We start from the raw sequence: 12,282 nt of genomic DNA, 5'->3' as shown, positions 1-12,282 counted from the left end.
GAAGCACAATGGCCAAGTACTTGCTGCTCAAGCACTACCGTGGCGGTCCGGCTCCGGTCAACGACGTGCCCATGGACCGGTGGACGCCGGAGGAGATCTCGGCGCACATGCAGTACATGCACGACTTCGCGACCCGGCTCGAAGGGACCGGCGAGTTCGTCGACGGTCAGGCGCTCGCCCCCGAGGGGACGTTCGTCCGGTACGACGGCGAGGGGCGCCCACCGGTCACCGACGGCCCGTTCGCCGAGACCAAGGACCTCATCGCCGGCTGGATGGTGATCGACGTCGACAGCTACGAGCGCGCACTCGAGCTGGCCGGGGAGCTGTCGGCCGCCCCGGGGGCGGGCGGGAAGCCGCTGCACGAGTGGCTCGAGGTACGCCCCTTCCTGACCGCGCCGCCCACCATCACGGAGTGACCTGATGGACGAGGCCCTGATCCGGAGCCTCACGCCGACCGTGCTCGGCATCCTCGGCCGCCGCGGAGCCGACTTCGAGGCGGCTGAGGACGCCGTGCAGGACGCGTTGGTCGAGGCACTCCGCGTCTGGCCGGCCGACCCGCCGCGGGATGCGAAGGGCTGGCTGGTCACCGTGGCCTGGCGCAAGTTCCTCGACACGACCCGGGCGGACGCTGCCCGCCGCCGGCGTGAAGTGCTCGTCGACGAGGAGCCGGAGCCCGGGCCCAGACCCGCCGTCGACGACACGCTCCGGCTCTACTTCCTGTGCGCCCACCCGTCGCTGACGCCGTCGTCCGCGGTCGCGCTCACGCTGCGCGCCGTCGGCGGGCTGACCACCCGCCAGATCGCCCAGGCCTATCTGGTACCCGAGGCGACCATGGCGCAGCGCATCAGCCGGGCAAAGCGCACCGTCTCCCGCGTGCGCTTCGACCAGCCCGGCGACGTCGCCACCGTGCTGCGCGTGCTCTACCTGGTCTTCAACGAGGGCTACTCCGGCGACGTCGACCTCGCCGCCGAGGCCATCCGGCTCACCCGACAGCTCACGGCAGTGATCGACCACCCCGAGGTGGCAGGGCTGCTCGCCCTCATGCTGCTGCACCACGCCCGGCGTGCCACCCGGACCGCGCCCGACGGCAGCCTGGTGCCGCTGGCCGAGCAGGATCGCAGCCGATGGGACACCACGTCGATCGCCGAGGGCGTCGAGATCCTGCAAGCGGCCCTCGCCCGCGACCGGCTGGGCGAGTTCCAGGCTCAGGCCGCCATCGCGGCACTGCACGCCGACGCGCCCACCGCAGAGGAGACGGACTGGGTGCAGATCGTCGAGTGGTACGACGAACTCGCGTGCCTGACCGACAGCCCGGTCGTCCGGCTCAACCGCGCGGTGGCAGTCGGCGAGGCCGACGGACCGCGCGCCGGGCTGGCAGCGCTCGCGGCGCTCGACGACTCGCTGCCCCGCCACACTGCGGTAGCGGCGTACCTCCACGAACGCGACGGCAACCCGGCCACGGCGGCACGGCTGTACGTCGAGGCGGCCCACAAGGCTCCCAACCTCGCCGAGCGTGATCACCTGACGCGTCAGGCCGCCCGGCTCAACGCCCGCCGGAGTCGCTGACCGGCCGCGCCCGGACCTCCCGACAGCTTCAAGACCGTGCCGCCGCGCGGCCCCGTGAGCCGCCCCGGGCCAAGCGAGGCGACGGTCGATGTCGTCCGGTGCGCTCGCCGGCACAATGGTCGCCGTGCTCGCCGCCACCCGTACCCTGCTGACGTCGCTCGATCCCCTGCCGTACCGCAAGCGGATGAACCGCCTCGCGGAATGGGCGCGCAGCGCGCCCGACCGAGCCCAGGTCTGCGCCGACCTGCGCGAGCAGGGCCCCTACCAGCGGCATCTCGCCCTGGTCGCCGCGATGGTGGCCCGGGACACCGACGGCATCGCCGCCGCGACGCACGACCCGCAGCCGTCGATCAGGGGTGCCGCGCTCACCGCGGCGCTGCGTGCCGGCATGCCGATGGGCGATGTCACCGACCGGCCGGCGATGGAACGACGGCGTGTCTATCACGCCCTGCGCCGTCGGTATGCGCCGGCTGTCGCCGACACGTTGACAACCCAGGTCCGAGCGCAGTTCGGCGACGAGGAGGCCGCCGCGCTGCTGCCCGCCTGCGGCGCCGACACCGTACGAGCACTGCTGCCCGACCTGGAGCACGCGCTCAACCTCGAGCGGCTGGTCCGGTGGCACTCCGGCCCGCTGCTGGACCGGGTCCGCGAGCGGCTGGCCGCGGCCCCGCCCGAGCTGCGGGCAGGGATCTGGGGCGGTGCGGCCAATGCGGTGCTGCGGTGCGACCCGGCTCAGGCACTCGACCTGCTCGAACGGTACGCACCCGAGGAGTCGCTGCCCGGCCCGCTCAGCGCGTACGGAATGCTCGCGGCACACGACGCGAGCCGCGTCGTCCGCCTGCTCACCGCCCCCGGCCGCGCCGCCTGGGTGCAGCGGACCGCGCTGCCGCCGGCCCTGCTGCGCCGCCTCGCGGCGTTGCCCATCGACGAGTTGGCACCGCTCGCCAGCCGCTGCCGTGACGACAGCCGGGCATTGGCGGCGCTGCTCGACGCTGTCGCACCGAGCCGGCGGGGCGAGCTGTACGACCGGGCCCTGGCCGAGGTCGACACGGCAGCGCTGATTCCGGCTGCCGAGATCATGGAGGTGCTGCCGGCGGCGGTGCGCATCCGCGAGGCGACCCGGGTGCTGGGCCTGGCGAGGACCCGCGAACGGGAGGCCGAGGTGCGTGGCTGGAGTGCGTACCTGGCCTGGCCGGACGCGTCCGTGGCGCTGGAGGTCGCGCTGCGCTCGGGTGACGCCGACGAGCGGACGCACGGCTATGTGCTGTTGGTGGAGGCTGCCCGAGGCTCCCGTGACCCGCGAGCGGTGGCCGAGGTGATCGTCCGGCTCGGCCGGCTGCGCAACGAGCAGGATCCGGTACGCGCGGCGACGCTCGGTGCGCTGGCGAGGGTGGCGCCGCTGCTCACCGCGGACACGGCGGCCGGGCTCACTGAGCTGACCACCGACGCGGTCGACGCCCGCGACGCCTCCGCCGCCACCACAGCAGCGCTGAGCGCGCTCGCCGCCGACGTCCTGCAGCACCACGTCGCCGTGCCGCAGCTGCGCGAGTGGGCACTGCTGACGATCGACCTGGTGAGCACCGGAGCGAGTGTGCCGGTGCTGCGCCGCTTCGACACGGTGCTGCGCCGCGGGCAGGAGACGATGGTCTTCGAGCGGCTGCGCGGCTGGGTCGAGGCGGGTATCGCCCGCGGCCGGTACGGTCCGCTCTTCGCGCTCACCCGTGCGCTCGGCAAGCGGGCCTGGCGGCTGGCGCAGCTCCAGGACCTGCTGCGTCGGGCGATCGGCCCGCGCACGCTGCCCTCGGTGGCCCGGACGGCGATCGGGCTGTGGCTCGACGACCCGCGTACGCGCTCGGACCGAGTCGCCGAGGTGCTCAAGGCGGACCCGACGGCGGTGACGATCCACGAGGTGTGGGCGACGATCTGCACCTCCCGCACCGACCTGCTCGACCGGGTGCTGGAGCGCCGCCTGCGCGGCCGGTTCGTGGAACGGGGGACGCGATGGGTGCCCGCCTGGGCGTTCCACACCGAACGGTGGCTGCCCCGCCAGCAGGCCCGTTTCGTGGAGCTGCAGGAGTTGATCATCACCGACACCGGGCAGGGAGTGTGGCGGCGGGCGGCGGCGGTCAAGGCCGCCGCACGCGCGGGCGGCGCGGGCCGCGAACTGGTGCTGCGCCACCTCGACGTCCCCGAGGTGGCGATCGCCGAGGCGGCATTGGGCGCGCTGGTCTGGACCGACCGGCCGGACGAGGCGCTGCCGGTGCTGCTCCGCCACGCTGACGACGACCGGGCACGGGTCGCGCTGTACGCGGCCGGCCGGGCTGTCCGGCACGTCGCGCCGTCCCGGCTGACCGATGTACTCGGCCGGGTGGTGACCGGTCCCGCGAAGATCACGAGTCGGAAGGAAGCGGCCCGGCTGCTGGCACGCTACGGGCCGCCGCAGATCATGGCGACGCTGCTCGACGCGTACGCGAGCTCGGACGCGCACCGCGACGTGCGCGCGGCGATCGTCTCCGCCGCCCGGCAGCGGCTGCAGACCGAGGCGAGTTGGACCATCCTGCGGACCGCGGTCGACGGCAGCCGGGAGGAGCGGCGCGCGGTCCTGAACGGGTACCCGTACTCGATCTCGGACCGGCACCGCCCGCGCTACGCCGCGCTCATCGTCGAGGCTTGTCGCGCCGCCGACCGGGAGGTCCGGCGTGCCGCGTTCGGTCAGCTCGGGGAATGGTCGCCGTGGCTCACCACGATCACCGAACTGGTCGTGGACCGACTCACCGACCTCAACGAGACGCTCGTGCACCTGCAGGTCGCCAACCTGCTGAAGGCCGGCGGCGACGCGGTACTCGGCGTCGCGCTGGCCCGACTCGTGGACCGCGATGCGGACGACGACCATCCTGGCGACCCCACCGCGGACCGCCCGGCCCGACGCCGCATCGCACTCCTCGCACACGGCGCGATCGTCCGGTCCAGGAGCCGGCCGGCCCATGCCGACCGGAGTGCCCTGGTCGAGTCGGCGCGCTGGCTCGCCGGTCATCCTGCCTTCGCCGGCACGGCCACGGGCCTGCTGGTCGACCTCGGCCGGCTGGACAACCTGGACGAGATCGCCGGACTGTGTGCGGATCGGCCCGTCCTCGCGATCCGCACGGCCGAACGCGTCGGCGCCCGCCTGCGCGGCCTCGGCGAGTGGCCCGACCCGGGAGTCCTCACCGGCACCGTCGCGCAACTGGCGGGGCGCGGCGACCTCGCAGGCGGGCTGTTCGCGGTGGCGCTGGTCCGGCACGGGGCCGGTTTCGGGTGGAAAGAACCGTGGCGGGATCTGCTGATCGGGCTGCGCCGGCACCCGGACGCCGACGTACGCGAGGAGGCGTACGGCGTGGACATGAGCTGACCGCCGCACGCAGGGAGCAGTCCGGCACCTTCGTCGTCGAGAAGCTCCGCGCCTGTGGTGGGTCTTCGCCACGATGACCTGGGGCGCAGATGAGGGGTGTGACACCTGAACGGACGGTGAGCCCGGCCCGCTGTCGGGGCAGGACACGCCTGTCCAGAGGTGGCGATGAGGCCCTACTGTCGGGTCATGCCAGGGTACGGGTGGGTTGTCACCGCCGCCGCAGCCGTTGCCGCGCTGGCTGCGGTGGTGTGGCTCCGGCGCGTCCGGCGAGCAAGGCCGCGCACGAAGGAAGAGCTTCGTCGGGAGGCGTCGCGGGCGGCACGGTCGATACGCAGTAGTTCCCCTCGGCCGAACCGGGACATCTTCGAGAGAGGCCGCGGTGTGCCGGACCGGCACTCCGCCGCCATCGCCGAGAACAGCATCCTGGGTGATGCGGCCAACAGCGGTGGGGGCGGTGGAGGGGACTGAGTGGCGGAGCTCCGGGTGACCGTCTCCAGCCGCTGCAGGCCCCGCGTCATCCGGTCGTACGCCAGCTTGTGCGGGCTGGCGAACACGTTGTACAGCCCATTAGGCCAGCCGGATCTACGTAGAAGCCGCTGATGTTCCCCCGTTGAACGTCGTTCGGCTTTTCGCGAACACGAACCGTACTGGAGTGTGATCAACAGCGTCGATGAACCCCTGGCGCACAGTCACCCACCCGACACGAGTCGCACCTCTCTGCGGTGCCCGAGCGCCCGGCACGCACTCCTTTGCACAGATGCACCGGAGCAATTTGCGGCTTTACGGTAGATTTCTCCTGGTCGGGCCGCGTCATCGGCCGCACCTTGGAGGGATGATGGCTTTCCGGGCCAAGAAGCTGCGGGTACAGCTGCCATGCGGCGTCGAGGGCTCCCTCGTCGAGCTCGACGACCAGCCGGTGGAGCACCAGGTCGGCACCTACGTCTGCACCTGCAGCCTCACCAATATCGACTGGTGCAACTGCTCGGTGCGGCCTGAGTACAAGCTTCTGGCCGGCGGCCTGGTGGAACCCGAGCTCCTGCCGCTGTTGCGCAAACAGCTGGAGAACCGCCTGGCCGAGATCGACCTGGTCGCCGAGATGACGAAGAAGCAGCTGCAGGCGCAGCTCAGTGACATCGGCGTGGCGGAGCAGGCGCTGCGTGACCGGCGGGAACCGGGCGACGGGCAGTGAGCCTCGCGGGCCGGTCCACGTTCCGGGCCAACCCTCGTTACGACCTGGTGCCGGCCGACCGGCTGACGCAAGCCGACCGCCGGCTTCTCGGCGAGGACGCCGACCTCTACGGAGTCCTCCGGCCGCAACCTGGTTCGGAGCTTGACGCACGTTCGTGTTCGACCGACGTCGCGCTGCTGTTCCTGACGCTCAAGGAGCCGGGCGCCCTACCCGCCTTCGCCCGCCACAAGCTGGGCGGCGACGCCGAAGGTGTCCTGGCCCGCCTTGTCGCCGACGGCGTCGTCGAAGTGCTGACCGGCAGAGGTTTCGTGTCCGGAGCCGCAGCCGCGGACGTGCTGTCACCGGTGGGCTCCAGCGCGGGTCAGGGCCGGATCGCCGAGCTGTCAATGGAAGCGCTGCGTTACGGGCAGACGCTCGAAGGACTGTCCGCGGAAGCGTTGGCGCCCCGGCTCTACTCCTACGGCCGAATTCCATACTCGCCCGCGTTGCGCCGCCGGGTGCCCGACGAGCGGGCTACGGAGAAGTTCGTCGGCGACGTCGCCGGCCCCGGCTGGGCGCAAAGGCCGGCTTGGAGCCAGCCGCGATCGCCCTGGCGACTCTGGACACGCGCGTCGCTGCGGCACAAGCCCCACGACGACGTGGCGTACAAGCTCTACGTCAGCCCCGCATTCGACGCCGTACCCGCGGCGGTGGCAGCGGTCTCCGGCACCCTGGCCGCTTCGCGAGGCGTCATCGCCTTCAAAGTCGCCCGGGACGTCTGCGGGCTCTGCCGGCCCGACAAGCTCGTCGTCTACTTCGACCGTCTCGACGATCTCCGGCAGGGCGCATCACTACTGGCGCAAGAGATCGCCGGCATGCCCGCGCACGGCGTGCCATTCACCTCCGCCGTCACCCTCGACGGGCTGCTGTCCTGGGGCGCGGACCCGCCACCCGACGCGCGGCTCAGAACCAGCTGGCGCATGTGGGTGACCCAGCACCTCGCCGACTACCTTGCCGCCGCGGCCGGCCGAACCGACGAGCCCTGGCAGTTCGCCCTCCAGCGGCTGCAGATGGCCGGAGTCGACACCGACACCTGGGCGCCGACAGGCTCGACGTGGCGCGAAGCTCTGCCGTGACCCGAACCTCCAGGGAGACAGCATGACCGCGTTCGGGCCGTTGGTCCTACCGGACGACGTGATGGTGGTGCCCGCGGCCGAGATCGCCTGCGGCCTGCGAGAGCAGATCGACCACCAGCCGGGCGACCACTGTGTCACCCGGCCGCTGTCACGCGCCACCACCAGTCTCGTCGACAGCGACACCGCCGCGTTCCTCGACCGGTTCCGCGAGCCGACGACCATCGTCGACGCCGTCATCGCCTTCAGCGCCGCCTCCGGCACCGATCCGCGGCAGACGCTGACCGACGTCCTGCCTGTTCTGGCCGGCTTCATCCGCGACGGTGTGCTGCTGCCCGCCGACTCGGCGCTCGCCGCCCGAGTCGAGGCGTCGCTCGCGCCGGGCCGGCCCGTCGCGGGCGGGCAGGTAGTCGAGCCGGTTCACGTTCTTTTGGACACCGAGGTGTACCGCCTCCGGCTCGCCGACGGCACGACGGCCGCACTGAAGATCGTGCGTGAAGGCGCCCAGGCCGACATCGCGCCTTTGCTTCACCGCGAAGCTGCGACACTGCGCAGCCTCGACGGGCGCCACAACCCCCACCTCGTCGACGCGGGCGAGCACGCCGGACGCTCGTTCCTCGTCCAGTCATGGATCGCGGGCGTCGACTCCCACGACGCCGCGGCCGAGGCACGCAGGCTCGGCGGTCCGGAGGGCGTCGCAGTGCTGCTGAGCCTGGCCGACGGTGTCGTCGCCGCCTTCTCCCACCTGCACACGCAAGATGTGCTCCACGGCGACGTGCACCCGCGCAACGTCCTCGTCGACGGGCAGGGCCGCGTGGTCCTGCTGGACTTCGGGCTCGCCGTCAGGATCAGCTCCGCTGCGAACGGAGGCTGTGTCAGGCGAGGCGGTGTCGACTTCTTCCTCGACCCGGAAGGCGCCCAGGCTCGCTTGGACGGCCAGAGCGTCACCTCGCTGACGCAGGCGGGCGAGCAGTACTCAGTCGCGGCGCTCATCTACCACCTGCTTACCGGCGCGCATACGCACACCTTCTCGCTGCACGCCGAACACATGCTGCGCCAGCTGCGCGACGAGCCCGTACTGCCCTTCGACGCCCATGTCGGGCCGAAGCTTCCCGCAACCGAAGAGGCCCTGCGGCGGGCGCTCGACAAGGACCCGGACCGCCGCTACCCGTCGCTGGCGCACCTGCTGGAGTCCCTGCGCACCGCAGCGGCATCGGACCGCGCCGCGCCACGCACGGCTCCGCCGTCGCGGACAAAGGGACTGCTCGACAAGGTTCTCGCCCGCCTCGCCGCGCCGGGGCCGCTCTTCGACGGCGGGCTGGCCCCGCCGACCTCCTCCGCCATGAACGGCGGTGCCGGGCTCGCCTACGCGCTGCTGCGCATCGCGCGAAGCCGCGGCGACCGGCAGCTGCTCGCCCAGGCCGACCTGTGGGCGCAGCAGGCCGAACACAGGTCGGCGGCCGAGGGGGCATTTGTCAACCGCGAGCTCGGCATCACCCGCGAGGTCGTGGGCGACAACTCCTTCTACCATCACATCAGCGGCGTCCACTGGGTTCAGGCGCTGATCGCCGAAACGCGAGGCGACCACCCCGCACGGGACAAGGCGATCGAGGCGTTCCTGCGGACCGCCAGCGCACCCAGCCCCGAGCTGGATGTCGCTTTCGGACGGTCGGGTCTGCTCCTGGGTTGCGCCATGCTGCTCGAAGCCTGCTCGGGAAGCTCGCGACACCCGGCCCTGCTTGCGCTCGGGACAACGCTTCGCGACTCGGTCTGGTCCGACCTCGCCGATGCCGACCCCATCGGCGAGGGACCTCGCCGTTGGGTCCACGGAGCCGCCCACGGCTGGTCCGGTTACCTTTTCGCCGTGCTCCGCTGGGCACAGGCGTCGAAGTCCCCCGCCCCGGAAGGCATCGCCGACCGCCTCGACCAGCTCGCCTCCCTCGCCCAGCCGGCCGGCCGCGGCCTGCTGTGGCCCTTCGACAGCAGCAGCCCACGCACCGACACCCTCATGGGCGCCAGCTAGTGCAACGGCGCAGCCGGTCACCTGCCCCTGTGGTGGCTCGCGCACGCCCTCACCGGCGAGCCACACTTCGCGCAGCTGGCCCAAGGCGCCGCTTGGGCGGCCTACGAAGGCCCCCTCGACGCGCCCGGCGAGCTCTGCTGCGGCCTCGCCGGGCGCGCCTACGCCCTGCTGCGCCACCACGCCAACACCGCCGAGCCGGTGTGGCTCGCCCGCGCCAAGCTGCTGGCCCGGTCCGCAGAGAGCAAAGCGCTCGAAACCTCGCTACGGCCCGACAGCCTCTACAAGGGCGAGGTCGGACCGGCCTTGCTCCTGTGCGAGCTGGACTCGCCCGACCCGGTCACCATGCCGCTCTACGACAGCGAAGGATGGCCAGCCTAGGTGGCTGGTGTTGAACGATGGCTGCCGCCGGCGTGGCGGCCATCGACTTCTATCTTGGACCTGCTGGATCCGGTGAGCCGGTTCTGCGGCGAGGTGTTGCCGGCGAACTCGATCTTCGCGTTCCTGCACGATCGGCGGCTGGGACGGCGCGGGCCGGGTCGGGATCACCCACCCCGCGCTGCAGTATGTACCATTCGGTACATACGTTATGAGCAGACGATTGCGACGAGGGCGGCGCAGGCACGGGCCTGGGATGCGCTGACCGCGGTGACCACCTGGCCGCTGTGGACCAAGTCCATAGAGGAGGTACGGCCACTCGACGGCCGCGATCTCACGCTCGGGCACCGGTTCCGGATCAAGCAGCCCGGTATGCCACCCCTGGTCTGGCGGGTCAGCGCAGTTCGGGATGGCGAGTCATTCACCTGGGAGACCCGCTCCCCCGGCGTGCGCACCTCCGGCTTCCACCGGCTCGCCACGAACCCGGACGGCACGACTCAGATCACCATCGGCGTGGACCAGACCGGCCCGCTCGCCGGACTGCTCAACGTGCTGATGGGTGGCAAGACCCGCCGGTTCCTGGCGCTGGAGGCGGCCGGGCTCAAGGCGGCTAGCGAGCAGTGAGTGCCGCCCGCGAGGCACTCCTCGACCGGTGCATGGCGTACCTGCAGGACAGCGGCTTCAGTGACCTGAGCATCCGGGAGATCGCTGCGGGTGTCGGAACCAGCCACCGCATGCTCATCTACCACTTCGGCACCCGAGAGCAGTTGCTCGTCGCCATCGTGGAGCGGATCGAGGCGGCCCAGCGCACGGCCCTGGCCGACCTTGTCTCGCCGGAGGGCGACCTGACCGAGGTGGGCCGACAGTTCTGGCGCCGGGTCAGCGATCCGACGCTGGCGCCGGCCACCCGGCTGTTCTTCGAGATCTACTCGCACGCCATCTACCGGCGCCCGTGGACGGACTCGTTTCGGGCCACCGTCGTCGACGCCTGGGCCGAGCCACTCGCCGAACTGCTGGTGCAGCGGGGCTTCGATCCGGCCGAAGCGCGGCAGCGGGCCAGGCTGGGACTGGCCGCCACCCGAGGGCTGATCCTGGACCTGCTGGTCACCGGCGAGCGAGAGATCCTCGACGCCGCCGGTGACCTACTGTCCGAGTTGCTGGTTCAGCCTACGCGCGCCACCGGGTCCGGTGCCGGGTCGACCGCCACCCTCCGTGCCGAAGAACAGACGTGAAGCTTCGACGGCCCACCCTCAGGCAGACGCCCGCGCCCGGTGAGCTAGGGGTCGAGGTCCCCTCATGAGCCGCCCGGAGGAAGCTCGTTCGTGCGTGGTCGCCGCCAGGCCGTCTCGTACGCTTCGTGCGCCGTCCGTTCCTCCAGCACGGCGGCGCGCAACGCGTGCCGGGAGCCTGCGAACAGGAACATCTCCACGGTGACCATCACGAGTTGGGTCGCCAGGATGAGCGCCAGCGCCACCAGGACCGGCAGGTGCACGGCCAGCGGCGTGAACGCCGCCAGTACCAACACCACGCCTACCCTGGTCCAGGAGATGGTGTGCAGGGTGCGGAGCTGGAACAGCAGACTGCCGAGCAGGTAGCAGGCGACGCCCCCGCAGAGCAGCGCCATTCCCGGGCCCCGCAGCGGCTCGTCCAGCCGGGCGTCGCTGCCCACGTGGTGTAGCAACTCCTCGCCGCCAAGCGCGAACATCACGATACCGACGAGCATGATCAGGTAGAAGTCGTGATACGCGTCCCGGACCATCCGGGTCCGGGCATCGCCGTGCGTGCCGTGCAGAGCGAGGCGGGCGGCGGGAGCGATGAGGTCGAAGTGCGCCCACCACAGGCAGGAGACGCCAACAATGCCCATCGTGGCCGCCAACAGCATCGGCCAGGTGATGGGGCCGCCGACCACGTCGCTGCCAACACCAATCGAGATCAGCGATTCACCGAGGGCAATCATGAGGATGAGGTCGTATCGCTCGGTCCAGTGCTCGGCGGAGACGACCACCCAACCCTGGGTCCCGGTCACCAGGGGAACCCCGTACTGGCCGAGCACCAAGGCGATCCAGATCGCCTCCCGCACCAGCGCACCGACTTGTGGATCATCCAGCTGTGGCGGTATCAGGGCGGCCGAGAACAGCAGCGCGACGCTGCCCGCCAACTCGAACGCATAGGGACGGATCTGCCCCACCTCACGGCGGTCATGCCGGATCGAATACCAGTAGACCCCGATGTGCACAAGGCGGATCACCAAGTAACTCGAAGCGATCAGAAGTGGACCGGAGATCCCCTCACCATGCTCTCGGAACGCCTGAGGGCTGGCTAGGGCGAAGGCGAAGAGCGCCACGATGGCCACCACCATGACCACCGGCACGAAGCCTTCACCCAGGCGGATCCGATTGGCGACCAGGCTGTGGATGACCCAGCACCACCAGAGCACGGCCAGGAGCAGCACGGCGTGCAGCAGGCCCCGGCCGGAGAGGTCGGCGGCGGTGGCCCGGGCGATGATGAAGAAGGAGAAGACGTAGACCAGGTCGAAGTAGATCTCGAACCGGTCCACCCGCGCACCGGGTGCCCCCTGGACGATCGGCCCCAGGCGCCGCTCCCATCCGCCGTTCACCCGGCGAGTCTC

General features: G+C 71.4%; 8 protein-coding genes and 1 pseudogene. 8 read left to right on the top strand and 1 reads right to left on the bottom strand.

The genetic code is table 11. The annotated features are described in order from the left end of the window. Nucleotides 1-8 precede the first annotated feature (8 nt). The 8 genes and pseudogenes from GA0070560_RS23715 (at nt 9) to GA0070560_RS23670 (ending at nt 10,885) form a co-directional block, all read left to right on the top strand. Nucleotides 9-416: a YciI family protein gene (locus tag GA0070560_RS23715; protein WP_091301608.1), complete on the top strand. Its 408-nt coding sequence runs from the start codon at nt 9-11 to the stop codon at nt 414-416. Between the two features lie 4 nt (nt 417-420). Continuing rightward, nucleotides 421-1,566: an RNA polymerase sigma factor gene (locus GA0070560_RS23710; RefSeq protein ID WP_091301606.1), complete on the top strand. Its 1,146-nt coding sequence runs from the start codon at nt 421-423 to the stop codon at nt 1,564-1,566. A gap of 88 nt (nt 1,567-1,654) precedes the next feature. Next, complete coding sequence (locus GA0070560_RS23705) at nt 1,655-4,954, top strand: hypothetical protein (RefSeq protein WP_245675679.1); 3,300 nt, start codon at nt 1,655-1,657, stop codon at nt 4,952-4,954. An 832-nt stretch (nt 4,955-5,786) separates the two neighbouring features. After that, nucleotides 5,787-6,143, top strand: coding sequence for a hypothetical protein (locus GA0070560_RS23695; protein WP_139131581.1), 357 nt, complete (start codon nt 5,787-5,789; stop codon nt 6,141-6,143). Next, nucleotides 6,140-7,258, top strand: coding sequence for a heavy-metal-associated domain-containing protein (locus GA0070560_RS23690; RefSeq protein ID WP_091301600.1), 1,119 nt, complete (start codon nt 6,140-6,142; stop codon nt 7,256-7,258). Before GA0070560_RS23695 ends, GA0070560_RS23690 begins: the two co-directional genes overlap by 4 nt. A 22-nt stretch (nt 7,259-7,280) precedes the next feature. Continuing rightward, nucleotides 7,281-9,656, top strand: a pseudogene (locus GA0070560_RS23685) (lanthionine synthetase LanC family protein). Nucleotides 9,657-9,710: 54 nt separating this feature from the next. Next, nucleotides 9,711-10,277, top strand: coding sequence for an SRPBCC family protein (locus GA0070560_RS23675; RefSeq protein WP_245675678.1), 567 nt, complete (start codon nt 9,711-9,713; stop codon nt 10,275-10,277). Next, entirely contained in the window at nt 10,274-10,885 is a 612-nt protein-coding gene (locus GA0070560_RS23670; RefSeq protein ID WP_091301592.1) for a TetR/AcrR family transcriptional regulator, read from the top strand. Before GA0070560_RS23675 ends, GA0070560_RS23670 begins: the two co-directional genes overlap by 4 nt. Nucleotides 10,886-10,947: 62 nt before the next feature. Here GA0070560_RS23670 and GA0070560_RS23665 read toward each other — a convergent pair whose 3' ends face one another. Continuing rightward, entirely contained in the window at nt 10,948-12,270 is a 1,323-nt protein-coding gene (locus tag GA0070560_RS23665; RefSeq protein ID WP_245675677.1) for a low temperature requirement protein A, read from the bottom strand. Nucleotides 12,271-12,282 lie beyond the last annotated feature (12 nt).

It is taken from the genome of Micromonospora halophytica, from assembly GCF_900090245.1.
Taxonomy (GTDB): domain Bacteria; phylum Actinomycetota; class Actinomycetes; order Mycobacteriales; family Micromonosporaceae; genus Micromonospora; species Micromonospora halophytica.
This window is presented reverse-complemented; position numbering and strand designations above follow the sequence as displayed.

Coding starts and splice junctions, on each gene's coding strand:
- GA0070560_RS23715 (WP_091301608.1), top strand. CDS start 9: ATGGCCAAGTACTTGCTGCTCAAGCACTACCGTGGCGGTCCGGCTCCG.
- GA0070560_RS23710 (WP_091301606.1), top strand. CDS start 421: ATGGACGAGGCCCTGATCCGGAGCCTCACGCCGACCGTGCTCGGCATC.
- GA0070560_RS23705 (WP_245675679.1), top strand. CDS start 1,655: ATGTCGTCCGGTGCGCTCGCCGGCACAATGGTCGCCGTGCTCGCCGCC.
- GA0070560_RS23695 (WP_139131581.1), top strand. CDS start 5,787: ATGATGGCTTTCCGGGCCAAGAAGCTGCGGGTACAGCTGCCATGCGGC.